This is a genomic window from Burkholderia sp. Tr-20355, assembly GCF_017104685.1.
Classification (GTDB): domain Bacteria; phylum Pseudomonadota; class Gammaproteobacteria; order Burkholderiales; family Burkholderiaceae; genus Burkholderia; species Burkholderia seminalis.
Window position 1 is genome coordinate 55561 of record NZ_JAAGPK010000001.1, and the last position, 24814, is coordinate 80374.

The 24814-nt window shown below is 67.2% G+C and carries 29 protein-coding genes; 14 read left to right on the forward strand and 15 right to left on the reverse strand.

Annotated elements, in window-relative coordinates; genetic code table 11:
• Positions 1–9 precede the first annotated feature (9 nt).
• From G3N62_RS00255 to G3N62_RS00265, 3 genes are read right to left on the reverse strand one after another with little or no spacing between them, the layout of a single operon-like run.
• Positions 10–849: a carbohydrate ABC transporter permease gene (locus tag G3N62_RS00255; RefSeq protein ID WP_124670713.1), complete on the reverse strand. Its 840-nt coding sequence runs from the start codon at positions 847–849 to the stop codon at positions 10–12.
• Positions 837–1796 carry a sugar ABC transporter permease gene (locus G3N62_RS00260; protein ID WP_226103857.1) on the reverse strand — a complete coding sequence of 320 codons (960 nt, stop codon included), beginning with the start codon at positions 1794–1796 and terminating at the stop codon, positions 837–839. Before G3N62_RS00260 ends, G3N62_RS00255 begins: the two co-directional genes overlap by 13 nt.
• The gene (locus tag G3N62_RS00265) at positions 1780–3054 is read right to left on the reverse strand and encodes a sugar ABC transporter substrate-binding protein (protein ID WP_069705933.1); all 1275 of its coding nucleotides are present in this window, start codon (positions 3052–3054) and stop codon (positions 1780–1782) included. The genes G3N62_RS00260 and G3N62_RS00265 overlap by 17 nt, the downstream gene beginning before the upstream one ends.
• 298 nt (positions 3055–3352) lie before the next feature.
• On the opposite strand from G3N62_RS00265, the gene G3N62_RS00270 reads away from it, so the two are divergent.
• Positions 3353–4039 (forward strand): hypothetical protein, encoded by a 687-nt coding sequence (locus tag G3N62_RS00270; RefSeq protein ID WP_124670712.1) that lies wholly within the window; start codon positions 3353–3355, stop codon positions 4037–4039.
• Between the two features lie 18 nt (positions 4040–4057).
• Here G3N62_RS00270 and G3N62_RS00275 read toward each other — a convergent pair whose 3' ends face one another.
• The 4 genes from G3N62_RS00275 to G3N62_RS00290 form a co-directional block, all read right to left on the reverse strand.
• A complete protein-coding gene (locus G3N62_RS00275; protein ID WP_034189708.1) occupies positions 4058–5143 on the reverse strand; it encodes an ATP-binding protein in 1086 nt (361 codons plus the stop codon).
• Positions 5140–5877 carry a response regulator gene (locus G3N62_RS00280; protein ID WP_034189707.1) on the reverse strand — a complete coding sequence of 246 codons (738 nt, stop codon included), beginning with the start codon at positions 5875–5877 and terminating at the stop codon, positions 5140–5142. Before G3N62_RS00280 ends, G3N62_RS00275 begins: the two co-directional genes overlap by 4 nt.
• A gap of 235 nt (positions 5878–6112) precedes the next feature.
• Positions 6113–6268, reverse strand: coding sequence for a DUF3309 family protein (locus G3N62_RS00285; RefSeq protein WP_034189706.1), 156 nt, complete (start codon positions 6266–6268; stop codon positions 6113–6115).
• A gap of 120 nt (positions 6269–6388) precedes the next feature.
• Entirely contained in the window at positions 6389–6595 is a 207-nt protein-coding gene (locus tag G3N62_RS00290) for a DUF1737 domain-containing protein (RefSeq protein ID WP_049032069.1), read from the reverse strand.
• Between the two features lie 169 nt (positions 6596–6764).
• Between G3N62_RS00290 and G3N62_RS00295 the strand changes: the two genes are divergently transcribed.
• The 6 genes from G3N62_RS00295 to G3N62_RS00320 all read left to right on the forward strand — a co-directional run bounded on the left by G3N62_RS00295 (position 6765) and on the right by G3N62_RS00320 (position 12341).
• A complete protein-coding gene (locus G3N62_RS00295; protein WP_034189704.1) occupies positions 6765–7439 on the forward strand; it encodes a histidine phosphatase family protein in 675 nt (224 codons plus the stop codon).
• Between the two features lie 19 nt (positions 7440–7458).
• Complete coding sequence (locus G3N62_RS00300) at positions 7459–8490, forward strand: phosphotransferase (protein ID WP_049032068.1); 1032 nt, start codon at positions 7459–7461, stop codon at positions 8488–8490.
• A gap of 59 nt (positions 8491–8549) precedes the next feature.
• Complete coding sequence (locus G3N62_RS00305) at positions 8550–9314, forward strand: SDR family oxidoreductase (protein ID WP_034189702.1); 765 nt, start codon at positions 8550–8552, stop codon at positions 9312–9314.
• 7 nt (positions 9315–9321) lie between these two features.
• Positions 9322–10080, forward strand: a complete 759-nt coding sequence (locus G3N62_RS00310; protein ID WP_124670711.1) for a glucose 1-dehydrogenase — start codon at positions 9322–9324, stop codon at positions 10078–10080.
• Between the two features lie 34 nt (positions 10081–10114).
• A complete protein-coding gene (locus G3N62_RS00315) occupies positions 10115–11359 on the forward strand; it encodes an acyl-CoA dehydrogenase family protein (RefSeq protein ID WP_124670710.1) in 1245 nt (414 codons plus the stop codon).
• 76 nt (positions 11360–11435) lie between these two features.
• The gene (locus G3N62_RS00320; protein ID WP_034189699.1) at positions 11436–12341 is read left to right on the forward strand and encodes a LysR family transcriptional regulator; all 906 of its coding nucleotides are present in this window, start codon (positions 11436–11438) and stop codon (positions 12339–12341) included.
• A 146-nt stretch (positions 12342–12487) separates the two neighbouring features.
• On the opposite strand, the gene G3N62_RS00325 is transcribed toward G3N62_RS00320, so the two are convergent.
• The 3 genes from G3N62_RS00325 to G3N62_RS00335 are packed head-to-tail and all read right to left on the reverse strand — an operon-like array spanning position 12488 to position 16215.
• Positions 12488–13783 carry an MFS transporter gene (locus G3N62_RS00325; RefSeq protein ID WP_069705929.1) on the reverse strand — a complete coding sequence of 432 codons (1296 nt, stop codon included), beginning with the start codon at positions 13781–13783 and terminating at the stop codon, positions 12488–12490.
• 16 nt (positions 13784–13799) lie between these two features.
• A complete protein-coding gene (locus tag G3N62_RS00330; RefSeq protein ID WP_049032063.1) occupies positions 13800–14972 on the reverse strand; it encodes a porin in 1173 nt (390 codons plus the stop codon).
• A 55-nt stretch (positions 14973–15027) separates the two neighbouring features.
• A complete protein-coding gene (locus G3N62_RS00335; RefSeq protein ID WP_059556361.1) occupies positions 15028–16215 on the reverse strand; it encodes a M20 aminoacylase family protein in 1188 nt (395 codons plus the stop codon).
• A 119-nt stretch (positions 16216–16334) separates the two neighbouring features.
• On the opposite strand from G3N62_RS00335, the gene G3N62_RS00340 reads away from it, so the two are divergent.
• Entirely contained in the window at positions 16335–17252 is a 918-nt protein-coding gene (locus G3N62_RS00340) for a LysR family transcriptional regulator (RefSeq protein WP_034189695.1), read from the forward strand.
• A gap of 33 nt (positions 17253–17285) precedes the next feature.
• Here the strand turns inward: G3N62_RS00340 and G3N62_RS00345 are convergent, their stop codons facing one another.
• The 4 genes from G3N62_RS00345 to G3N62_RS00360 form a co-directional block, all read right to left on the reverse strand.
• Positions 17286–18410 carry a J domain-containing protein gene (locus G3N62_RS00345; RefSeq protein WP_124670709.1) on the reverse strand — a complete coding sequence of 375 codons (1125 nt, stop codon included), beginning with the start codon at positions 18408–18410 and terminating at the stop codon, positions 17286–17288.
• A gap of 108 nt (positions 18411–18518) precedes the next feature.
• Positions 18519–18842, reverse strand: coding sequence for a DUF4148 domain-containing protein (locus G3N62_RS00350; RefSeq protein WP_034189693.1), 324 nt, complete (start codon positions 18840–18842; stop codon positions 18519–18521).
• A gap of 153 nt (positions 18843–18995) precedes the next feature.
• Positions 18996–21380 (reverse strand): DNA polymerase II, encoded by a 2385-nt coding sequence (locus G3N62_RS00355; RefSeq protein ID WP_034189692.1) that lies wholly within the window; start codon positions 21378–21380, stop codon positions 18996–18998.
• Positions 21381–21529: 149 nt separating this feature from the next.
• A complete protein-coding gene (locus G3N62_RS00360) occupies positions 21530–21745 on the reverse strand; it encodes a hypothetical protein (RefSeq protein ID WP_049035401.1) in 216 nt (71 codons plus the stop codon).
• A gap of 454 nt (positions 21746–22199) precedes the next feature.
• Between G3N62_RS00360 and G3N62_RS00365 the strand changes: the two genes are divergently transcribed.
• Both G3N62_RS00365 and G3N62_RS00370 read left to right on the forward strand, forming a co-directional pair.
• Positions 22200–22484, forward strand: coding sequence for a hypothetical protein (locus G3N62_RS00365; RefSeq protein ID WP_034189690.1), 285 nt, complete (start codon positions 22200–22202; stop codon positions 22482–22484).
• 235 nt (positions 22485–22719) lie between these two features.
• On the forward strand, positions 22720–22923 hold the full coding sequence (locus G3N62_RS00370) for a cold-shock protein (protein ID WP_034189689.1): 204 nt from the start codon (positions 22720–22722) through the stop codon (positions 22921–22923).
• A 202-nt stretch (positions 22924–23125) separates the two neighbouring features.
• Here G3N62_RS00370 and G3N62_RS00375 read toward each other — a convergent pair whose 3' ends face one another.
• On the reverse strand, positions 23126–23410 hold the full coding sequence (locus G3N62_RS00375; protein WP_154233781.1) for a hypothetical protein: 285 nt from the start codon (positions 23408–23410) through the stop codon (positions 23126–23128).
• Positions 23411–23586: 176 nt separating this feature from the next.
• Here G3N62_RS00375 and G3N62_RS00380 point away from each other — a divergent pair, with 176 nt between their 5' ends.
• The 4 genes from G3N62_RS00380 to G3N62_RS00395 are packed head-to-tail and all read left to right on the forward strand — an operon-like array spanning position 23587 to position 24604.
• Positions 23587–23871: a hypothetical protein gene (locus tag G3N62_RS00380; RefSeq protein WP_034189783.1), complete on the forward strand. Its 285-nt coding sequence runs from the start codon at positions 23587–23589 to the stop codon at positions 23869–23871.
• 47 nt (positions 23872–23918) lie between these two features.
• The gene (locus G3N62_RS00385) at positions 23919–24128 is read left to right on the forward strand and encodes a hypothetical protein (protein WP_034189782.1); all 210 of its coding nucleotides are present in this window, start codon (positions 23919–23921) and stop codon (positions 24126–24128) included.
• Between the two features lie 47 nt (positions 24129–24175).
• Complete coding sequence (gene rpsU / locus G3N62_RS00390; protein ID WP_034189687.1) at positions 24176–24388, forward strand: 30S ribosomal protein S21; 213 nt, start codon at positions 24176–24178, stop codon at positions 24386–24388.
• Positions 24389–24397: 9 nt separating this feature from the next.
• Positions 24398–24604, forward strand: a complete 207-nt coding sequence (locus G3N62_RS00395) for a hypothetical protein (protein WP_034189686.1) — start codon at positions 24398–24400, stop codon at positions 24602–24604.
• The last annotated feature ends 210 nt before the right edge of the window (positions 24605–24814 follow it).

The window sequence follows — 24814 nt, forward strand, 5'->3', positions numbered from 1 at the left end:
GTTTCCTCCTTATTTTCCCTTGACCATCGAATTGAGCAGGCGGCTCAGCATGCCGACGAACACGAGCGGCGGCAGCGCGAGCAGCACCGTCGACGCATTGATCACGCCCCACGGCACTTCCTGGCCGAGCGACGTGAACGCGGACGCGACCACCGGCAGCGTCGCGCTGCGCGACGACGTCAGCGCGAGCGCGATCATCAGTTCGTTCCAGACCAGCACGAAGCTGAACACGATGCCGCCGAGCAGCGTGCTCGCGCACACCGGCAGCGCGATATGCCAGAACACCGCGTACGGGCCGTAGCCGTCGAGCGCGGCGGCTTCCTCGATCTCGCGCGGCAGCCGGCGGAACACCGGGATCGACAGCCACGTGATGGTCGACAGCGTGACCAGCAGGTACGTGACGATCATCGACAGCTTCGTGTCGTACAGCCCGAGATCGACCCAGATCGCGATCAGCGGCAGCGCGACCGCGACCGGCGGCAAAAAGCGCAGCGACAGCAGGAAGAACTGGATGTCGCGCTTGCCGCGCACCGGGTAGCGCGCGATCGCATACGCGGCCGGCACGCCGAGCACCGCGCCGATCAGCACGGCCGCGCCGACGATCGCGATGCTGTTGCCGAGCCCGATCAACACTTCGGGGCTCGACAGCACCTGCTCGTAGTTCGCGAGCGTCGGCGTGAAGATGAAGCGCGGCGTCGGCGTGACGATGTCGAGCAGGTGCTTGAGCGAATTGAGCACGGCCCAGAACAGCGGAAACGAGGCGACGAGCAGGATCGCGCCGGCAATCGCGACGGTGGAAACGGCGGCGGGGCCGCAGCGAGCCATTCGGCGAGCCATCAGTCGTCCCATTTGTTGACCCTCTTCCAGATGAGCGTGAAGACGAGCGTGGTCGCGACCATCATCAGCACGGCCATGCCCGACGCATACGACACCTTGCCGGCGAGGCCGATGCCCTGCTGGTACGCGTAGAGATCGAGCGTCTCGGTCGCGATGCCGGGGCCGCCCTTGGTCATCACGTAGATCAGGTCGAACGAACGCAGCGACTCGACCATCTTGATGAACACGAGGCTCACGAGCGGCGCCTTCAGCATCGGCAGCGCGATGTACGCATGCACCTGCCACGTCGTCGCGTAGTCGAGCCGCGCGGCTTCGAGCGGCTCGGGCGGCAGCGTCTCCAGCAGCTTCAGGATCACGACCGCGAAGAACAGCCCCCATTGCCATACGTCGACGAGCGCGACCGCGTACAGCGCGAGATGCGGATCGGCGAGGAACGCGGTGTTCTCGATGCCGAGCGTACCGAGCAGCCAGCTCAGGATGCCGGTGAGCGGCGCGTACATGAACTTCCAGATGAACGCGGCCGACACGCGCGGCAGCAGCACCGGCATGATCAGCACCAGCGACGCAAGACGGCGCCAGCGGCCGTGCACGCGCTCGAACAGGAACACGGCGAGCGCGATTCCGACCAGCACCGCGCCGGCGACCGTGACGACTTCCCACAGCACCGACACCTCGATCGCGTTCAGGAAGCGGCGGTCCGATGCGAGCCGGACGAAATTGCGCAGGCCGACGTATTCGCTGTCCGGGTAGCGCAGCACGCGGTTGCGCAGCGCGAGGTTGATCGCGGCGACGGTCGGGACGAGGCTCAGGACCGCGAGCAGCGCGAGCGTCGGCGCGAGGAATACCCACGGCAGGCTCGTGCGGTCGCGGCGCGCGCGGCCGTGCCGGGCCGCAGGAGGGGAAGGGGCAGGGCGGACGTCGAGCGCGCGCCCGCCCGCGCCGTCATTTGCGAGCGCCATGTTCGAGCGCATCCTTCGCGTACTGGGCCGCGTCGTCGAGCGTGCCGCGGATATCCGTCTGCGTGCCGGTGAACACCTGTTCGAGCGCGATGCCGAGGTTGTCGCCGATGTCCGGCCACTGCGGCGTGCGCCAGATCGTCACCTGCGTGACGGGGTTGGTGTCGTTCAGTCCGGCCTGGATCTGCGGCGCGACGTGCTGCTTGAAGTACGGGCTGCCGATCGTGCTCGAGCGGTTGTAGTCGCTGAACACGCCGTTGCGCAGCCGCGCCTGTTCCTGGTCCTTGCTGGTCGCCCACGCGATGAAGCGGCCGGCGGCCATCCGCGTGCAGTCGTCCTTCGCGCCGACCGCCGAGATCGCGAAGCCGTGGCCGTACGCGGCCGACGGCAGCGGCGCGGGCGGGCGCGTGTAGCCGACCTTGCCGGCCACGCTCGACTTGCTCGCATCCTCCATCCAGTCGGCGAACGGCGTCGATTCGATCATGAACGCGACCTTGCCCGAGCGGAACGCTTCGAGCGCGTTGCTCCAGTCGTAGGTCGCGGCGCCCGGCGGCGCGTACTTGAACAGGTCGCTGTAGAGCTGCGTGGCCTTCACGGCGGCCGGCGAGTTGAACGCGGGCTGGCCGCCCTTGTCGGTCCATGCGCCGCCCATCCCGAGCATGAACGGCGACCAGCGCCACACGTTCATCCCCGAGCCGCGCTGGCCGCGCGCGACCCAGCCGTACAGCTTCGGCGGCGCGTTGAGCTTCTTGATCGCGGCGACGAGCTGGTCGAGCGTCTTCGGCACCGGGATGTGCGCGGCGTCGAGCAGGTCGCGGCGGTAGAACAGGAAGTCGCCGCCGCCGATCAGCGGCGCGAAGTACGCGACGCCGTTGTAGCTCGCGACCGCGCGGCGGCCGGGCAGGAAATCGTCGTAGTCGTATTCCTTCGGGTAGTACTTGAGGAGCGGCACGATCCAGTTGGCCGACGCGAATTCGGCGACGTTTGCCTCGTCGACGTAGTAGATCTGGTAGGAACCCGCGCCGGTCGACGCGTCGAGCCGCGATTTCGCGCGACGGTCGTTCTCGCCGAAATAGCTGATCTCGACCCTGGTGCCGCTCTTCTTCTCGTAGTCGGCCAGCGACTTCTCCATCACCGACAGGCCGAGGCTCTTCTGCGCGAGCACCCGAAGGGTCGGCACCTTGCAGGCTTGCGCGGCCGCGACGCCCGGCAGACAGGCGCCGAGCAGCAGGCCGGCTGCGACGATTCGCATCTTGTTCACCCGTGTCTCCTTGATTCTGCTTGTTCGAATGCCGTCGATGACGGCAGGAACAATGGTGTGACGCGGGCGATGCGATCACCACATCAAAAGAGTTTGGAAACCGATACTTTTTGCTCAGGGTCGGTCGTGCGATGCACAAAATGTGGTGGTCGGGCGAGGCGCATGCCGGAGTCGGGCCGGAGCCGGGCGGCAGGCGGTGGTTCCTTTCTCGCCGTGCCGCGCATCTGGGAGAATGCGGTTGCGGCCGTGCCGGTCCACGGCCCGCGCCGACACGGCGCAGCATCCGACAGGGGGGAACTTGACCGACAACGAAGCACTCTCGCTCCGCCCGGAAAGCCGCTTCTGGCAGCTTGCGCCGGTGAGGTGGTGGATTCGCGGGCACGGCCGCGACGGTTATTCGTTCCGTCTGCTGCTGGTCCCGCTCGTCATCGTGTTCGCGCTCGAATTCGTCTGCATGATGGTCGACGCGCTGTACACGAGCATCGCCGTCAGCGCGGCCGCGACGCTGTTCCTCGGCTTCGCCGGTTACCACGGCGCGCAGCGCGAATGGCTCGTGACGTCCGCGACCGCGCGTGCGCTCGTGAAGGCACGCATGAAGAAGGCGGCCGAGCGGCTCGCGTCGCTCGGCGTCGGTGCGACCGTGCTGGCGATCTGCGTCGCCGCGACGTCGCTGTCGCTCTTGATGTCGGGCCGGCCGGTGCTGGACAGCGTGTCGAAGGAAGCCGTGTCGATCTTCATCGCGCTGGTGTTCCTGCCGGTGTACGTGTCCGGCGCGGTGCGCAAGCTCGCGATCGCCCGGATCGAGGAACTGGAGGCGCTGCGTTACGCCACGGTCGGCACGCAGCTGAAATTCGATCGCGCCGGCGCCGTGCGCGCGGTGGTCGTGCAGGGCGCCGGCGGGAGAGGAACGGTGTCCGTGACGGAGTACACGGTGCTCGGCTTCGGCCCGCCGCTCGAACAGGTTGGACGCGAGCGGTGCGCATGAGCGCGTAACGGCGCCGCGTTACGCCGGGAAGCGCTCGCGGTCGGATGCCGGCACGAGGTTGTCGGGCCACTGCAGCTCGAAGCGCGTGCCGCCCGCGCCGGTCGGCACGCAGATGGCCTCGCCGCGGTGCGCATGCGCGATCGCCGCGACGACGGCGAGCCCGAGGCCGGTGCCGCCGGGTTGCGTATCGTCGATCCGGCGGAATGCCTGGAACACATGGGGCGCGAAATCGGCCGGGATGCCGGGGCCGTCGTCCTCGACGCTCAGCCGGCACATGCCGTGCTCGACGCGCGTCCGGATCCGGATCGCGCCGGGCACCGCATGGCGGCGCGCGTTCTCCAGCAGCGCCAGCAACGCCTGGCGGATGCGGACCGGGTCGCAGCACATGCGCCGCGTATCGAGATCGAGCTCCGGATGCTGGCCGGCGGCCTGCAGCGTGGGCGCGAACACGTCGACCACGGCGCGCACGTCGGCGGCGAGGTCGGTGTCGCGGATCTCGATGCTCAGGTGGCCGCTGTCGGCGAGGCTGACCACGCGCAGATCCTCGATCAGCCGCGTCAACCCCTCGACCTGCGCGAGCAGGCTGCGGTACAGCGCTTCGTTCGGCGTGAACACGCCTTCGGCGAGCCCCTGCAGCCGGCCGCGCAGCACGGTTACGGGCGTGCGCAGCTCGTGCGCGATCGCCGCATTCCAGAAGGTCTGCTCCTCGGTCACGCGCTGCAGCTCGCTCGCGAGCGCGTTGAAGTTGTCGGCGAGCAGCGCGGCTTCGCGCAGCGAACGGTCGCCGGCGACGGCGCGCGCGCGGAGGTCGCCGCGCGCGACGCGGCGGATGCCGTCCGTCACCGAGTTCAGCGGCACGAGGATGCGGCGCGACAGGTTGATCGCGACGACGACCGAGATCAGCAGGCCGACCAGCGTGGTCGAGACGATCCACACCCACTCCGGTCCGCTCGGGAGCCAGCTCTGCGGCTTGAAGTACTCGGGCGAGTACTGGTACAGCAGGTAGTAGAACGCGTAGGCCGTCACGACGATCAGCACCGTGATGCCGAACGCGATCGCGCCCATCGTCAGCGCGATCTGGCGGCTCAGGCCATCGAGTTTCACTCGCCGCTCCACAGTTTGTAGCCGACGCCGCGCACGCTGGCGGGCACGCCTTGTACGCCGAGGTCGTCCAGTTTCTTGCGCAGTTTGCTGACGTGGCTGTCGACCGTACGTTCCAGCGCATCGCCTTCCGGCAGGCAGGTGGCCATCAGCTCGGCGCGGCTGAACACGCGGCGCGGCGCGCGCGCGAGTTGCGCGAGCAGCTTGAATTCGGTGAGCGTCAGCACGAGCGTGTGGCGTGTGCCGCCGACCTCGACCGTCGCTTCGTGATGTTCGAGATCGATCTCGAACGGCGCGGCGCGCAGCACGCGCTGTTCTTCCTGGCGCGAGCCGGCCATCGACCGGCGCAGCACGGCCTGCGCGCGCGCGACGACTTCGGCCGGGTTGAACGGCTTGACCACGTAGTCGTCGGCGCCGATGCGCAGCCCGGTCAGCTTGTCGATGTCCTGGTCGAGCGCGGTCAGCATGATGACCGGCGTGTCGCCGCGATGGCGGATCTCGGCGAGCACCTTCCAGCCGTCGACGTGCGGCATCTGCACGTCGAGCAGCACGAGGTCCGGCTTCAGCGACAGGTGGAGTTCGAGCGCGCGGCGGCCGTCGGCGGCGTGCACGGTGCGCAGACCGTTGCGCGCGAAGTAGGCGGTCAGGATCTCGGCGATCTCGGGCTCGTCCTCGGCGATGAGGACGAGCGCTTGCGCGCCCTGGCCGGCGCCGGGAGACGAGGAAAATTCGGGCATGGCCACTCGTTCAGATCCATCGGGGTTCCATCGAGTCGCCATACTACCGCACGGTCCGGTCGATCGAACGAAGGCGGGCAACGCGCCCGGAACAGGTGGGCGAGCGTGCAAGCGTGACGGACGGCACCGCGTGTGCTGCTACGGTTTGCTCGCGTGTGTAAAGAAGTCACGACGGAAGTCCTGGCGCCGGGACTGGAACGCGCGTGCTCATGCAACGGGCACGCGCGTTCGGGCGTCAAATCCGACCCAGCAGCACCAGCACGACGACGATGACGACGATGAGCCCGACCGAGCCCGATGGCCAGTAACCCCAGCTTCGGCTGTGCGGCCATGCAGGAAATGCGCCGATGAGCAGCAGAATCAGAACGATGATGAGGATCGTACCGAGCATCGCATCTCTCCAGAATTTATTCGACACGGTGCTGTCGCAATTTGCGTACCGCGCCGCCGGGGCCGATGCGTCCGTGGGGCGCCGCTGCCGCATCGGACGATGCGCGGCGGGCGGCCGGGATTACGCGCCGGCGTCCGTGTCGGTGGCGTCCGGCCAGAGCAGCGCCTGGGCGACGACGACGTGATCGCCGTTGAAGGTGGCGGCGGGCGATCCGTACAGGCGATAGCCGAGCGCCAGTGCATCCGATACACGGTGGCAAAACGTGGCGTCGTCCTTGCCCGTCAGCAAGCGATAGCGAGGCAGGTCGTTGGGCGGGGAATGCGACATGGTCTGGACTCCTGTGAAGGGGGCGGACCGGGCAGTATAAGTCGGACAAACCCGGGCCACCCGCGAGGGCAGGTGTATTTCCGTCATGAATGTCGGTTCATTCAACAAATAAATTTCAAAAATGCTGCCCCGCTGGCTATGCTGAATCCTTCACTCAGGCGGGCATGCGATGGCTGAACTCTTTCTGGTACGGCACGGGCAGGCATCATTCGGCACCGACGACTACGACCGGCTTTCCGCTGCAGGCGAGCAGCAGGGCGCGTGGCTCGGCGAATACTTCGCGCGGCAGGGCCTGACGTTCGATCGCGTGATCCGCGGCACGATGACCCGCCACGCGCAGACGGTCGACGCGATCCTGCGCGGGATGGGCCGCGAGGGCGTACCGGTCGACCGCCATCCCGGCCTGAACGAATACGACTTCCACGGGCTGTTCGCGGCGGCCGCGAGCGACTATCCGGACGTCGCGCGGCTGGCCGCCGGCTCGATGAAGGAGCACTTCCGCGCGCTCCGGCAGGTGCTGCAGCTGTGGACCGAGGACAAGCTCGGCGACGCGGCCCCCGAAACCTGGTCGCATTTCCAGCAGCGCGTCGCCGACGCACGCGCCGCGATCCGCGAGGGCGGCGGTCAGCGCGTGCTCGCGGTGAGTTCCGGCGGCCCGATCGCGGTGACCGTCCAGCAGGTGCTCGCGGCACCGCCGTCGAGCGCGATCGCGCTGAACCTGCAGATCCGCAACAGCAGTCTTTCGCAGTTTTTCTTCAATGCCGATGCGTTCCACCTCGCGTCGTTCAACGGCATCCCGCATCTGGAGGATCCCGAACGGCACGCGTGGCGAACCTACGGCTGACCCACGAACGATCGCGACGATGACGAACCCTTCCCAGCAACTCGACGTAGCCCGCCTGACGCGCTATCTGGAAACGCACGTGCCGGGCTTCGAAGGCCCGGTCGACACGGAGAAGTTTGCCGGCGGCCAGTCGAATCCGACTTTCCTGCTGAACGCGAAGAGCGGCCGCTATGTATTGCGCCGCCAGCCGCCGGGCGAACTGCTGAAGTCCGCGCACGCGGTCGACCGCGAATTCCGCGTGCTGACCGCGCTGTCGGGCACCGCGGTGCCGGTCGCGCGCCCGTATCACCTCTGCGAGGACCGCGACGTGATCGGCAGCCTGTTCTACGTGATGAGTTTCGAGGACGGCCGGATCTTCTGGGATCCCGCGCTGCCGGAACTGCCGCGGGCCGATCGCGCGACGTGCTACGACGCACTGCTGCGGACGATGGCCGCACTGCACGACGTCGATGTCGACGCGGTGGGGCTGGCCGACTACGGCCGCCCCGGCAACTACTTCGAGCGCCAGATCGGCGTGTGGACGAAGCAGTATCGCGCGGCCGAAACGGGGCGCCTCGACGCGATGGAGACGCTGATCGACTGGCTGCCGAACGCGTGCCCCGAGGATACGGGCCGGCCGGCGCTGGTGCACGGCGATTTCCGGATCGACAACCTGATGTTCGCGCATGACGGTTATCGCGTGCAGGCCGTGCTCGACTGGGAACTGTCGACGCTCGGCAACCCGCTCGCCGATCTCGCATATTTCTGCATGTGCCTGCGGCTGCCGTCCGGCGGGCAGGTGCGCGGGCTCGCGGGCCAGGATCGCGCGGCGCTCGGGATTCCCGACGAAGCGGCGATCGTCGCGCGCTATTGCGAGCTGCGCGGCATCGCGCCGATTCGCGACTGGCACTTCTACCTCGCGTTCAGTTTCTTCCGGCTCGCGGCGATCGCGCAGGGTGTGAAGGCGCGCGCGCTGCAGGGCAACGCATCGAGCGAGCAGGCGCTGCGTGTCGGCGAAATGGCCGGCCGGCTCGCCGAACTGGCGGTCGGCGTGATCGACGCGCATCGCTGAGCGCGCCAGGGTCGCCGGGCGGCGACACGACAATCCAATCAATGGAGGAGCACAGCAACATGGCAACGAACCTGTTCGACCTGACGGGCAAGATCGCACTGGTGACGGGCGCAAGCCGCGGCATCGGCGAGGAAATCGCGAAGCTGCTCGCGGAGCAGGGCGCGCACGTGATCGTGTCGAGCCGCAAGCTCGACGACTGCCAGGCCGTGGCCGACGCGATCGTCGCGGCGGGCGGCCGCGCGGAGGCGCTGGCGTGTCACGTCGGGCGTCTGGAGGATATCGCCGCGACGTTCGAGACCATTCGCGGCAAGCACGGGCGGCTCGACATCCTCGTGAACAACGCGGCCGCGAACCCGTATTTCGGGCATATCCTCGATACCGATCTCGCCGCGTACGAGAAGACCGTCGACGTGAACATCCGCGGCTACTTCTTCATGTCGGTCGAGGCCGGCAAGCTGATGAAGGAACACGGCGGCGGCGCGATCGTCAACACGGCGTCGGTCAACGCACTGCAGCCGGGCGACCGGCAGGGCATCTACTCGATCACGAAGGCGGCCGTCGTCAACATGACGAAGGCGTTCGCGAAGGAATGCGGGCCGCTCGGCATCCGCGTGAACGCGCTGCTGCCGGGGCTCACGAAGACGAAGTTCGCGGGCGCGCTGTTCGCCGACAAGGACATCTACGAGACGTGGAAGGCGAAGATCCCGCTGAAGCGCCACGCGGAGCCGCGCGAGATGGCCGGCACCGTGCTGTACCTCGTGTCGGATGCGGCAAGCTACACGAACGGCGAATGCATCGTCGTCGACGGCGGCCTGACGATCTGAGCGCGCGATGAAAATCGACAGCTACGCCGGGCAGGCCGTGATGATCACCGGCGCCGCGAGCGGCTTCGGCGCATTGCTCGCGAGCGAACTCGCAGCGATGGGCGCGCGGCTCGCGCTCGGCGACCTGAACGGCGACGCGCTCGAACGCGTGGCCGCGCCGCTGCGCGCGGCCGGTGCCGACGTGATCGCGCAGCGTTGCGACGTGCGCGTCGAAGCGGAGGTGGCTTCGCTGGTGCATGAGGCCGCCGCGCGCTTCGGGCGGCTCGACGTCGGCATCAACAACGCGGGCATCGCGCCGCCGCTGAAGGCGCTGATCGATACCGACGAAGCCGATCTCGACCTGAGCTTCGCGGTGAACGCGAAGGGCGTGTTCTTCGGGATGAAGCATCAGATCCGCCAGATGCTCGCGCAGCGCGAAGGCGTGATCCTGAACGTCGCGTCGATGGCCGGGCTCGGCGGCGCGCCGAAGCTCGCCGCGTACGCGGCGTCGAAGCATGCGGTGGTCGGGCTGACGAAAACGGCCGCGCTCGAATACGCGCGCCACGGCATCCGCGTGAACGCGGTGTGCCCGTTCTACAGCACGACGCCGATGGTCACCGACAGCGATATCGGCGAGCGCCAGGACTTCCTCGCGCAGGGCTCGCCGATGAAGCGGCTCGGCCGGCCCGACGAAATCGTCGCGACGATGCTGACGCTGTGCGCAAAGGAAAACACTTATCTGACCGGGCAGGCCGTCGCCGTCGACGGCGGTGTCTCGGCCTTCTGACCGAACGGAACACGACAATCTCGAGGAGTCGATCATGGACTTTGGCTATACCCCGAAAGTGGAGGCGCTGCGCGAACGTGTGAGCGCGTTCCTGGACGCGCACATCGTGCCGCGCATCCGCCAGTGGAACGAGGAAGTGCACGCGGGCCGGTATCCGGTATCGTTCATGGAGGAACTGAAGGAGCGTGCGAAGGCGGAAGGGCTGTGGAACCTGTTCCTGCCGCACCTGAAGGACGACGAGCCCGGCACGGGCCTGACGAACCTCGAATACGCGCCGCTCGCCGAGATCATGGGGCGCGTGGGCTGGGCGTCGGAAGTGTTCAACTGCAACGCGCCGGACACCGGCAACATGGAGCTGCTGCACATGTTCGCGACGCCCGAGCAGCGCGAACAGTGGCTGCTGCCGCTGCTGCGCGGCGAGATCCGCTCGGCGTTCGCGATGACGGAGCCGGACGTGGCGTCGTCGGATGCGACCAACATCACGACGCGCATCGAGCGCGTGGGCGACGAATACGTGATCAACGGCCGCAAGTGGTTCATCACGAACGCCGCGCATCCGAACTGCAAGATCTTCATCGTGATGGGCAAGACCGATCCCGACGCCGAGTCGCACCGGCAGCAGAGCATGATTCTCGTGCCGCGCGACACGCCGGGCGTGACGGTCGTGCGCAACATCACGGTGGTCAACCACTACGCGCCGGAAGGGCACTGCGAGATCACGTTCGACAACGTGCGCGTGCCGGCGCGCAACCTGCTCGGCGAGGAAGGCAGCGGCTTCGCGCTCGCGCAGGCGCGCCTCGGGCCGGGGCGCATCCACCACTGCATGCGCTCGATCGGCGCGGCCGAACTGGCGCTGGAGCTGATGGTCGACCGCGCGCAGTCGCGTGTCGCGTTCGGCAAGCCGTTGAACCGGCATGGCACGGTTGGCGAATGGATCGCACGCTCGCGCATCGAGATCGATCAGGCGCGCCTGCTGGTACTGAAGGCCGCATGGATGATCGACAAGGTCGGCGCGAAGGCCGCGCGCAAGGAAATCTCGATGATCAAGGCGCTCGTGCCGACGGTTTATACGGACGTATGCGACCGCGCGATGCAGGTGTTCGGCGCGGCGGGGTTGAGCCCCGATACGCCGCTCGCCGACCTGTGGACGTGGGGCCGCGCGCTGCGCTTCGCCGACGGCCCGGACGAGGTGCACCTGCAGGCGATCGCGCGGATGGAGATCAAGGACGGCGAGCCCGGTTCGACGGCGCCTTACCTGACGCCGCCGCCGCGCGGCTGAGCGGCGGCACGATCGGCCGGGCGACATGGACGAACGAGCGGCGCGCGCCGTAAGATGCCGGCAAGGAGATCCGGCGATGCGCTTGACGAAGATTGATCTGAACCTGTTCGTCGTATTCGAGGCGATCTACAACAAGCGCAACCTGACGCGCGCGGCCGAGGTGCTGAACCTCACGCAGCCGGCCGTCAGCAATGCGCTGGCGCGGCTGCGCAAGACGCTGAACGATCCGCTGTTCGTCAGCACGCCGGCCGGGATGATGCCGACGCCGATGGCCGAGAACATCGTCGGCCGCGTGCGCGAGGCGCTGCAACTGCTCGATTCGAGCGCGCACGAAGGCGACGTGTTCGATCCGGCGTCTTCGGAGCGCGTGTTCCGGCTCAGCATGAGCGACCTGACCGAAGCGCTGCTGCTGCCCGCGCTCGGCGAGCTGCTGCAGACGCATGCGCCCGGCATGCACGTGCGCAGCTACACGATGGATCGCCGCGAAGTCGCGACCGCGCTCGCGAACGGCTCGGTCGACATCGCGATCGACGCGCCGCTGATCGGCGATCCGCATCTGCACCAGGCGTTGCTCGTGCGTGACCGCTACGCGTGCATGATCCGCGACGATCATCCGTTCAGGGGCGACACGCTCACCATGGACGACTACCTGTCGATGGGGCACATCCACGTGTCGAGCCGCCGCAAGGGCAGCGGGCACGTCGATGCGGAACTGACGCGCCTCGGGCTGCGCCGCAACATCCAGATGCGCGTGCAGCACTACATGGTCGCGCCGCTGATCGCGATGCGCGGCGACCTCGCGCTCACCGCGCCGCTGCGGCTGCTGCAGCGCTATCCGGCGCGCATCCTCGAACTGCCGTTCGAGATGCCGGGGCTCGACTACTTCTGCTACTGGCACCGCAGCGCGGATCAGGACCAGGGCAGCCAGTGGCTGCGCGAGCAACTGATGACGCTGATGGGCGGAATCGGCGACGTGCGGTGACGCAGCCGGGCAGCAACGGCCACTCGGCATCGCCCTCGACGTGTCGTCATGCTCGGCTTCGTGGCCGAAGCTGCGGCTCATCCCGTAGCACGACGATTCGACCGGCGGCACCTCTCCGATGCGTCGCGGCGCCTACGCCGAACCGCTTACCCGCGTGTGCCGTCGCCACCGGTTTCCTCCGTGAACAACGCGAGGCCGGCAAGACTGGCTGCGCAGCAGGCCATCACATACCAGGCAGGCGCATAGAAGCTGCCGGTCGCACGCCACATCATGCCGACGATCAGTTGCGCAAAGCCGCCGAAGATCGTGACGCCGAGCGCATAGATCATCCCGAGCGACGTCGCGCGCACTTCGGGGCGCAGTGCCTCGAGGATCATCACGAAACAGGCCGGACTCGACAGCGTCATCAGGCCGATCAGAAGGGCGACGACGACGATGGCGGTCGTCACCGACGGCCACGCGTGCATCGCGTAAAAGGCCGGTAGGACGAGCAGGGCCGACACGACGCAGACGCTGCGCACCAGCGGCTTGCGGCGGCGGAGCCGGTCCGCGAGCCGTCCCGCGAACGGCGAGCCGGCCAGCAGCACGACGCCGGCCGTGCAGCCCGACAGCAGCGATACCGATGCCGGCATACCCGTCGTCAACGTCAGGAACGACGGCAGGAAGAACACGATCGTGTACATCGTCGACGTGCCGCCGATCACGAGCAACGTGCCAGCCGCGATCAACCGCCATGGAATGCGCACGCGCTCGCGCATGACACCGGATGTCGCGTGCGGCAGCGTGTCGTCGAGATGACGCCGCAGGTAGAATCCAACCGGCCCGATCAGCAGGCCGAGCATGAACGGCACACGCCAGCCCCACGCATGCAGCGCGTCGGGCGACAGCGTGCGTGACAGCGTCAGCGCGACGAGTGCGCCGACGAGTGCCGCTCCGCCCTGGCTCGCCATCTGCCAGCTCACGAGTTCGCCGCGCCGGCGGGTGCCGCCCGATTCCATCAGCAACGTCGTCGCCGCGCCCACTTCGCCGCCGGCCGAGAAACCCTGCAGCAGACGCCCGACGACGATCAGCAACGGCGCCGCGATGCCGATCTGCGCGTAGGTCGGCGCGAAACCGATCAGCCCGGTGCCGAGCGCCATCAACGCGACGGTCAGCACGAGCGCCGGCTTGCGCCCGACGCGATCCGCATACGCGCCGATCGCGACACTGCCGAGCGGCCGCGCGACGAAGCCGACGCCGAACGTCGCGAGCGACAGCATCAACGCGCCCGTGTCGCTCGAGGCGGGGAAGAACAGCTTGCCGATCAGCGCCGCGAAAAAACTGTAGACGGTGAAATCGAAAAATTCGAGCCCGTTGCCGAGTGCGGCCGCGACGATCGTGCGGCGCATCGGGCGCTGTCCGGCATCCGCCGGGAGGGCGGCCGTGCGATTCAGTGTGTTCATCGAAGAGCGGCCCTGGTCAGAAGTTGTGATACATGCCGAGCGACATCGTGACCGGCGTCGTCCCGGTGCGCGGCGCGGTGCTGCCGGGCTCGGTCGGCAACGGATTGCCGTTCAGCAGGACGGTCGAGATCCCGTAGTTGCGGATGAAACCGGCGCGGGCATAGAGGCCGGTGCGCTTCGACAGCAGGTAGTCGTAGCCGAGCATCACGCCGAGCGCCGAGTCCTTCGCCGGCCGGCCGGTTGCGTCGCGCACGCCCGACGTGTCGCGGTAGACGACCGACGCGCGGATCGCATTGACCCCGAACGGCACGATCGTGCCGACCGTGTAGACGCGCGCGATACCGTCGCCGGCCAGCTTCGGCGCGTACTGGTTGAAGGACGCGGACAGCACGAGCCGCCCGGTGTCGTGGACGACGCCGAATCCGTACAGGTCGTTGCGCACGGTGCTCGCGCCATTGACGCCCCAGGCCTGGTTGTAGCTCGCCGCCAGATAGGTGGTGCCGTTGTACCACTGCAGCAGCACCCCTTGTGCGGAGGCGGCCGGTGCGCGTCCGGCCACGTTGCTCGGGGCGAGCATCAGCATCAGCGACGTGGTGCCGGCGACGATCGGCGTGCGGTATGTGATCGCGTTGTCGATGCGCGCCGGCAACTGTGTCGCGCCCGGGCCGAGGTCCGAGTTGTAGCCGACGCCACGGCTCGTTTGCACCGCCGCCGCACCGAGCCACGTATAGACCGAGTTCGTGCCCACCGTGCCGAACACGTCGATGAACAGCGGCAGTGCCGTTCCGATCTGCTTGCCGAAACGCAGCCGCCCGTAGCTGTCCGACGACAGGCCGACCCAGGATTGCCGGTTGTAGGTCGATTGCGGGTCCTGCTGCGCACCGCTGTTGGCGAGAAATCCGCTCTCGAGATTGAACTCGGCGCGCCAGCCGCCGCCGAGGTTCTCGCGGCCGAACAGGCCGAACTTCGACGTCCACTCACCGCCGCTCTGCGTCTGCCACAACGAGCGGCCGCCGACCGTCTGGTAATTGATCCCCATGTCCACCGAGCCGTACAGTGCGACGCCTTCCGCCATGCGGCCGTTGTACTCGGGGACGGCGGCGAGCAGCGTGTCCTGGTACGGCACGGCACGCGCGTGGCCTGCGCCGAGTGCAAGGCAGGCGGCGCTCAGTGCAATTCGTTTTTTCATTTGGATTCCTTATCGTGATGGCAGCGGATACGTCGCCTTTCCCCGCACGCGCTCGTCAGATGACCTTCAGGTAGCGCTCGGCGACCCCGGCGAGATAGGCCGCGCCCCAACTCAGCGCGGTGTCGTTGAAGTCGTAACCGGGGTTGTGCACCGAACAGCCGCCTTGCGAATCGACGCCGTTGCCGAGCAGCACGTAGCAACCCGGCACGCATTCGGTCATCCACGAGAAGTCCTCGCTGCCCATCACGCCGTCGGGCAGGAGCGTGAGCGCGCCGTCGCCGGCCAGCGCCGCGATGGTCTCCACCGCGAGATCCGACGCGGCGGGGTTGTTGTCGACGACGCGCGAGATCGATTGGTAGTCGACCTGCGCGGTCATGCCGTACGCTTGCGCATGCGTGTCGACGATCCGGTGGATTCGCGCCTCGATTTCATTGCGCGTGGCCGCGTCGAGTGCGCGCACCGACAACTGCAGCGTTGCGCTGTGCGGAATCACGTTCGGCGCGGTGCCTGCGTGAAACGTGCCGACGGTCACGACCGCCGGCTTCGCCGGGTCGATGTTGCGGGAGACGATCGACTGCAGCGCGGTGACGATGTATGCGCCCGCGACGATCGGATCGCTCGCGAGCTGCGGCATCGCCCCGTGGCCGCCATTGCCGGTCAGCGTGATCGTCACCGAATCGGACGACGCCATCATCGGGCCGTAGCGCAGCGCGAAATGACCGACCGGCACGCCCGGCGCGTTGTGCAGCGCATACACCCGCTCGCACGGGAATCGCTCGAACAGTCCGTCGTCGATCATCCGCTTCGCGCCGCCGAGCCCTTCCTCGGCCGGCTGGAAGATCAGGTTCAGCGTGCCGTCGAAACGCCCCTGGCGGGCGAGATAGTGCGCCGCGGCGAGCAGGATCGCCGTATGGCCGTCGTGCCCGCACGCGTGCATCGTGCGCTCGACGGTGCTCGCATACGGCAGCCCGGTCGCCTCCTGGATCGGCAGCGCGTCCATGTCGGCGCGCAGGCCGAGCGTGCGCGCCGATGCGCCGCGCCGCAACCGGCCGACGACGCCGGTCCCGCCGACACCGGTCGTCACGTCATAGCCCCATTCGGCCAGCCGTTCGGCGACGAGCCGCGCGGTGCGGGTTTCGGCGAAGCCGAGTTCGGGATGGGCGTGGATGTCGCGCCGGATCGCGATGAATCGGGACTCGGACTCGCGGATGGCCGCGAGCACGTGAGCAAGGTCCTGCGTCATTGATGAGCTCCATGAGATCGGCCGCCTCGCGACCGTCACGGCCAAGCATAGGGAGACCCACCCGCTCAAAAAACTCACCAATTTTGATATAAATAACTTCCGGTGATACATTCCACATCATGAAAACCCATCAATTGCGCGCACTCGTCGCCGTGGCGACGGCCGGCAGCATCAAGGGCGCCGCAGCCGCGCTGCACGTGACCCAGCCGGCGGTCAGCAAGGCGATCCAGGAGATGGAGAACGAGTTCGGCGTGCCGCTGCTCGAGCGCATGCCGTGGGGCGTCGTGCCGACGCCGGAAGGCGACGCGCTGCTCGGGCGTGCGCAGGCGGTGGTCCGCGAGCTCGAACGGGCGCGCGAGGACATGGCGCACATGAAGGGCTTGCGCGACGGCCGGCTCGTGATCGGTTTCACGCCAATCGTCGCGGTGACGGGCTTCGCGGATGCGTATGCGACGTTTCGCCGTCACTGGCCGCACGTCGAGTGCGAACTGCGCGAGCTGACGTTTACCCAGCTCGCCGAGCAGTTGCGCAACCGGACACTCGACCTCGCGTTTGCGGCCGTCACGGGCCCGCTCGCAGAATCGGCCGACGTGAAGGCGATTCGCGCCTTCGACACCGTGTTCGTCACGCGCGAGAACGGACGTTTTGCCGGCGCGACGTCGCTCGATGCGCTGCGCGAAGCGGAGTGGATCCACGCCGACGCGAGCGAGAGCTTTCCCGCGTACATCCGCGATCTGCACGAGCGGGCGGGGCTGCCGCCGCCGCACTGCGTCACCCGCTGTACGTCGTATGCGCTGTTCTACAGCCTGCTCTTGACCACCGACGCCGTCTTTTCGTGGACCCGGCACTCGCTCGCCGAGACCGTTTTCGGCCAGAAGCTGACGCCGTTGCCGCTGCCGATGTCACCGCCGCCGCTTCAACTGTACCGGCTCACGCCACCGGGGCTGCAACTGACGCGGCCCGCCTCCGACTTCCTCGCGTATGTCGAAACCGCATTCGCATCGCAGCCGGTCGTCGGGAAGGTTCCGTCGCGTTGATGCTCGGCAACTGCGGGTTGCTCGGCGACGCGCCTAGAAAGAATCGTCGTCGAAGCGCGACGAAGCCGGCCGGCGCTTCATGTCCTTCAGCCAGTCGCGGACGTTTTCGGGATCGTCGAACTCGCGCAGCGTCACGGTCAGGTCGTGGTTGCTGCGCTGCATCGCGGCGATGTCGCGCGTGAGCGTGCGCATCACGGTATCGGGCGCCAGCTTGACCGATGGCGCGATCCCGTAAGTTCGCCGGAAGTCGTTCTCGACGTGCCGGATCTCCTGATCGAGCTCGCGAATCTGCTCCTCCAGGATGCCGCTGTAGCGGGTCAGCCGGTCTTCGCTCAGGCCGTCGATCGCGCGCCGGTCGATCTGTTCGATCTCCAGCTGCAGTTCCAGCAATTGCAGCAGGTTGCCTTTTGCATACGCGTGGTTGACCCGCTGCATCAGCACGGTCTTGCGTGCCTGCTCCTGCGGATCGGTTTCGCGATCGGGGTGCAGCGCGCTCGCGAGCTTGCGATAGACCTCGCGGATCGACTTGCTCGATTCGGCCTGCTCGGCTTCGCGCCTCGCCGCCGCGGCCGATTGCCGGGGTGCTTTCCTGCGTTTGGCGCGCTGTGCCTCGCGGGCCTCGTGGGCGGCCATGTCGCGCTCGAACTGTTCGTCCAGCTCGGCTTGCATGCGCTCGGCGAGTTTGTCGGGCGACAGCATGTCGAGATCGTCCGCCGGCGCCACGTCGGGAGTCGGCTCCGCATGCTGCTTCGCGGGTGCGTGATCGGCCGCCGGGCGGTCGTCGTCCGATTTGGCGTGCCGGTTGTAGATGATTTTCAACTGCGCGTCGTCGCTGAAGTCGAGCAGGTTGCGCGCCATGTCGGCGATCAGCGCGGACAGCGTGCGCTGCTCGGCCTTGCTCAAGCCCTTCTGCAGGAACGCGTCGTCGAGCAGATTGAGCAAGCGGATCCGCAACGCGGTCGACGCCTGTTCGAGCGGCAGCAGCCCGTCGACGAATTTCTTCTGGAACGCGGGCATCACGGCGTCCCACGCGCCGAGCCGCTCGCGCCGCTGCTCGATCTGCTTGACGAGCGTATTGAACGTTTTCTGGGCTTTCGACAGGCTGGCTGCTTCGTGGCCGGGTGTGATGACGACCGCGGCACCGCGACGTGCGGTCATGATGAAGGTTCTCCGGCCGCGGCGGGAGGCGCGGCAGGCCGGTATTTTAGCCGGACGCGCGGCAAGCGGCCCGGCGGCGTTCTGTCCCGACGCAACCGGCCGCGCGCGTTACGGCTTCACGGTCGCCACCGCCGGCGTGCCCGCTTCCGTAGCCGGTGCGCCGTTCGATCCGTAGGCCGCCTCGGCGTGCTCGCGTTCGGCGAGGCGCTTGGCGGCCAGGCGTTCCTGCGCGGCGACGATGTCGCCCGGATAGTTGTCACCGTCGGCGGCAATCGGCACGTAGCCGACCGATTCGAGGTCGAACAGCTCTTGGCGGACCTGGGCGCGCGTGAGCGTCGAGTGAGACGACTGCGCGTACGACACGGCCGGCGCGGCGAGCAGAGCGGTGGCGGTAGCGGCGACGGCGGCGATGGTGACGATGACGGATTTCACGGTTTCCTCAGACGGTTTCGTTACGGTCCTGCACGCATTCGCTTGGCTGAACCGACGATGCAAGTTTAGGAACCCGCACCGCCCGGATAAATGGAGAATCCGTTCCAGCAGTGTTTCAGAACGAGTAAGAATGAGCCGCGCGGCGCCGGCGCGTCAGTCGCCGAACAATTGCCCCTGCCCCGAGATCACGCGCTCGAAATCGTCCCGCAGGAACGGCAGGATCGCGTCGGCGACGGGCTGGAGCTGGCGGCTCAGGTAGAACGCATAGTCGATCGGCGAGCGCATCGTTTCGAGCGGCTCGGGGCCGGCCGTCGTCATCACGTAGCTGATCCAGCCGCCGCGCTGATACTGCAGCGGCCGGCCCTGCGCGTGGTTGAACTCGTCGGCGATCCGCGCGGCGCGCACGTGCGGCGGCACGTTGCGTTCGTATTCGCGCAGCGGCCGGCGCACGCGCTTGCGGTAGACGAGCTGGTCGTCGAATTCGCCGGCCAGCGTGCGCCGCACGTAGTCGCGGATGAAATCCTGGTACGGCTCGCGCCGGAACACGCGCCGGTACAGCTCGCGCTGGAACTGCTGCGCGAGCGGCGTCCAGTCGGTGCGTACCGTCTCGAGCCCTTTGAAGACGAGGTCCTCGCCGCCGCCGGCCGCGGCCGCGAGGCCCGCGTAGCGCTTCTTGCTGCCTTCTTCCGCGCCGCGCACGGTCGGCATCAGGAAGCGGCGGTAGTGCCGCTCGTACTGCAGTTCCAGCGCGCTCTCGAGCCCGAAGCGGTCGCGCAGGTGCGCCTGCCACCAGCGGTTCACGTGCCCGACGAGCGCGCGGCCCTTGGCGCCGGCCTCGTCGTCGTCGTGCGCGCGGCCGAGCCACACGAACGTCGAATCGGTATCGCCGTAGATCACTTCGTAACCCTGCGCCTCGATCAGCTCGCGCGTGCGGTGCATGATCTCGTGGCCGCGCATCGTGATCGACGACGCGAGGCGCGGGTCGAAGAAGCGGCAACCCGTCGAGCCGAGCACGCCGTAGAACGAATTCATGATGATCTTCAGTGCCTGCGACAGCGGCGCGTTGCGCTGCCGCTTCGCATCGTCGCGGCCTTCCCATACGCGGCGCACGACATCGGGCAGGCAATGCGCGGTGCGCGAGAAACGCGCGCCGAGAAAGCCGGGCACCGAGGCGTCGTCGCCGGGGTTCGCGAGTCCTTCGATCAGGCCGACCGGATCGATCAGGAACGTGCGGATGATCGACGGATAAAGGCTCTTGTAATCGAACACGAGCACCGAGTCGTACAGCCCGGGGCGCGAATCCATCACGAAGCCGCCAGGGCTGTTCTGTCCCGTCACGTCGCCGAGGTTCGGCGCGACGTAGCCGAGCCGGTGCATGCGCGGCAGGTACAGGTGCGTGAACGCCGCGACCGAGCCGCCGGTGCGATCGGCCGCGAGGCCCGTGACGCTCGCGCGTTCGAGCGCGAAGGACAGCAGGTCGGCCTTGTCGAAAATACGCGTGACGAGCTCGCAGTCCTTCAGGTTGTAGCGTGCGAGCGCCGGCTTGTCGTGATCGAAGCGGCGCTGGATTTCGTCCATCCGCTGGTACGGGTTGTCGATCGACTTGCCTTCGCCGAGCAGCGCTTGCGACACGTACTCGAGGCTGAACGACGGAAAGGTCCACGTCGCGGATTTCAGCATGTCGATGCCGTCGAGGATCAGCCGGCCGGCCGCGCCCGCGAAGAAGTGGTCGGGCTGCTGGCCGTGCGCCCGCCAGTCGAGCACGCTGCCGCCGCGCCCGAGCTTCAGCGGGATGCCGTATTGCTCCGCATGCGCATGCAGGATGCGCAAGTCGAACTGCACGAGGTTCCAGCCGATCACCGCATCGGGATCGTGCGCGTCGAACCATTCGTTGAGCCGCGCGAGCAGCGCGGGCCGGGTATCGCAGTAGTCGAGGTCGAAATCGAGGGGGCCGGCATCGCCGCTTGCATCGCCGTTGGGCGGGCCGAGCATGTAGACCTGGCGTTGCCCGCAGCCTTCGAGCGCGATCGAATACAGTTCGCCGTGGACGCTGGTTTCGATGTCGAGCGACACGCAGCGCAGCGTCGGGCGGTAGCCGTCGGCGGGCTTCAGCTCGGCGACGGTCAGCGTGCCGTCGCGACCGGGCTGGCCGCGAAACTGCACGGACGCCGTGATGAAGCGCTCCATCGCGTAGCGGTCGGGCGGTTGCACGTCGGCCTCGTAGACGTCGACGCCGGCGGCGGCCAGGCGCTTCTGGAGCGCGGACAGATGACGGTAGCGCTTGCAATAGAGGCCGACGACCGGGCGCTGCCGGAAGTCGCGCAACGCGAGCGGACGCAATTCGGCTTCGCGCTCGCCGGCCAGCGCGCGTTCGGCGAGTGCCTGCTGTTCGGCCGGAATGAACGCGACGGCTTCCTGCGGGCGCAAGCGCACGCGGCGCGGACCGTGTTCGGTTGCCAGCCAGAACTCGATCTCGATGCCGGATGCGGTGTCCCGCCAGTGGCGGGTGAGGATGAAACCCTGCTCGAACGCCGTCAAAACGCTTGCTCGTCGTGAATGCCCAGGCGGCGGATTTTAGCGCCTGGCCCGGGTTCACGCTCGCGCCGGCCGCGCGCGAAGCCGGCAGCGCTCGAACGGTCCGCGTTCCGCGGCGGCGGGTTGCCTGCCCGGTTGCGGATCGTCCGTGCTCAACCGAACTGCGCGCTCAGCCATCCTTTGGCCCATTGGGTCGCGTAGGCGACTGCATCATCGCGCGCATCGAAGCCGGCGAGATCGCCGCTGGCGTGCACTTCCCGTTCATCTCCGTCCAGGAGAATCGTGGTGATCCGCGCATGCGCGATGTATTCGCCGTCCGCCCTGCGCGGTGTCGGGTCGATCCGGAAACGTGTCGTGTCGAAGCGCATGGGCGCCTCCCTGTCGGGTTACCGCGAGTGGGCTGGCGCGGGAGGGGGAAGAATGGACCGGCAAACCGGATGCCGCCCGCAGGGAGAGGAGAAAGCCCGCTGCTCCGGAACTGCTTCGGAGCCACGCTCAAGCGACGGGACAGGAAGGGGGCATCACGGCCGCTCGACGGCGCCGGGGCGATCGGTCGCGGTGAGGGGCCCGATCGAATTCAAGGAGGGACGCGGCGCAACGCGCCGGAATCGGCCGCCGGTCATCCGTCGCCTCGATCGTACGCCGTTCAATCCGTTTGTATAGCGAAATTTCGAGCGGATTTCCGCAGCCGCGACGGGCCTTCGCGCCGCGGCGACGGCATGCACGGCAGCGGTAGCGCGTATAGTGGAGCAAGCGCTGTTCAGTGGTTCGCGTCGACACGAGCGAGATCGGCAACGTACCTCCGGAAGAAACGGCGTGCCCATGAAAATCGATCGCAGTGCCATTCCCTGTTATCTCGTCCTGCGTGCCGGCTGGGCGCCGTACGTATTGAATGAAGATCGCCGGGTGCTTCGCCGCGAGGCGAGCCCGCTGTTGCGGGCGTTTGCACGGTCGCGCGGCCGGTTCGCGCATGTCGACGGCGTCGCATGGAACATCTTCTCCGACACCGAGGGTCTGTCGGCGATCGAGCGTCGCGAGACCGCGTTCTTCGCGTTGATCAACGGCACCGAAACCGAACATCAGTTGCGCTTGCTGGCGTCCCTCTGAGCGTGTCGTCGGGACGGTGCGAACGACGGTCGCGCGTTCTGCCCCTCGACCGAAAGCGCTTGACACACCTGTTGACGAGGCGTACTGTCGGCCGCGTAAGTATTCAAGAAGCGCGATTGCTGCTCATCATCGACCGCAGCCTGCGGTATTCGTTGTCCTCTCCCTCCTTGATTATTTTTTTGTGTCCGCGTCTTTTCGGATGCGTGCGCTCGTCCATACTTTCAGGAGATCTAACATGGATAACGGTACCGTCAAGTGGTTCAACGATAGCAAGGGTTTCGGCTTCATCACGCCCGACAGCGGCGGCGACGATCTGTTCGCCCACTTCTCCGAGATTCGCGGTGAGGGCTTCAAGACGCTCGCCGAGGGCCAGAAGGTCAGCTACGAGACGAAGACGGGCCCCAAGGGCCTGCAGGCAGCGAACATCACCCCGCTGTAATTCATTGCCCGGGTGCGTCAGCATCGTTCATGAGGCGGCGCGTCGTCGCCGCTTCACGGGTGACGCACCGCCGTCGAACTCGCGCGCATGCCGATCCCGGGCATGCATCGCCGTGCGCGTGTTCGGCCGCGCGCGCGATTTGACGCGTCACGCTCATCGGATCGCGCAAGCGGTGCGGCAGGAGAACCCGCATGACCCGAAGTCAGTCCCGCAGCAACAAGCCGCCGCCGCGCGCCAAGCCGGCCATCATGCTGCCCAGGCTCGGCACCGCATTGAACTGGGTGCCGCCCAAACCCGCCGCACTCACGAAATCGCGCCCGAAGAAGCGCTTGCCGGCGCCGTAATCGCGATCCGGATCGGATGGCGCGGCGAGTGTCGGCTTCGTGGCCGGACACCGTGTGCCGTCCGGCTGCACCCGCGCGCCTGGTCGCGCACAACCCGGAATTAGTTGGGCGTCCGACAAACGATGCGCGTATGATGGGTTCATTCGAGCCGGCATCCGCCCACCGGCCGCTCGCCCCTCCTAATACCCGCTTGCTGCATCGCCCCGCCTCCGCGCTGCAACGTTGTCCCATTCACCCTACCTGCCCGCCCCGCAACGGGGATGCAGGCCGGATGTGTTCGCCCATGCGATGCGCCGTGGCCGAACGCCAGGAGTTCGTCATGAGCATGCATATCTACCGTGGATTCGAGATTTATCCACTGATTTACCCTCACGTGCCGGCGCCCAATGGCAGCCCGCACAACTACGATGCCGGTTTCGACGCGGCGGTCAAGATTTGCCTTCGCGGCACCGACGATACGCTGACCCGCAGCCAGACTTTCATGGTGCGTGAGCGTCGCCCGTTCGACAACGCCGGCGACGCGCGTCGCGCTTCGCTGCGCTTCGCCGAGAGCATCATCGACAGCAATCGCGACAAACAGGATTTCTTCGCCGCCTCGCTTTGATGCGACGCGGTCAGGCAATGCAATGCGTGATGAATTCGGAGAGCGAAATGATTGTCGATGAACTGCTTGGATTGATCGGACGACGCGAGGTGACGTGGACGGGCACGGCCGTGCCTGCCGGAGTCGCCGATTCGGCGCTGTGCCATCAGCAGGAACTGCAGATGTTCGCGGCGGTACGCGCACTGTCGATTGGAGCCGGATATTCGGAATTCGAGTCGGACGGGATCGCGAGTGCCGTCATGACACGGCTTGGCTAGTTTTGCGTTCCCCCTTTCCCTTTTCCTTTCCCTGAAACAGGACCCTGATGACAACCATTACGCTGAAGGTCAACGAACCGATCGATGTCGCGCTGCGGCGATTCCGCCGCGGCATCGAGAAAACCGGGCTGATCCGGGAGCTGCGCAGTCGCACCGGCTATGAAAAGCCGACGACCGAACGCAAGCGGAAAAAGGCCAGCGCCGTGGCCAGGCAGCGCCTGCGTGCGAAGCGCATGCTGCCGCCGCGCAAAATGTACTAGGAGAACATCGTGTACAACATGCCGGCCGAGGCACCCCCGTTCTTCCCGTTGACGAAATGTGAAGTCGATCTCGATCGGCAGAAGGACATGGTGACACTGCTGCCGAGCTTCTATGCGTTCGGATGCGAGTACACCAGCCGCGGTTTTCTGATCGGGCGGGACGATGCGTTCAAGCTGATCGCCGCGCTCGAGAAGGCGCTCAGCGTTCAGGGGTGAGGTGGGTTTGATTTGCTGTGGGCACCAGTAACGAATAGATGGACGATGCATATCCCGACCCCGGTACGTCGATCTGCGCCATTAGGGCGTACGGGGCAGGGATCGCCGCTCGGGCGTTATGTGGCCTGATGAGCGACGGCAGGCAGGTGTTGTCGTGCAAGGGCCGGAGCCCTTCGGGCTGGAATATCTGGCGACTTGCAGTTTTTCGGC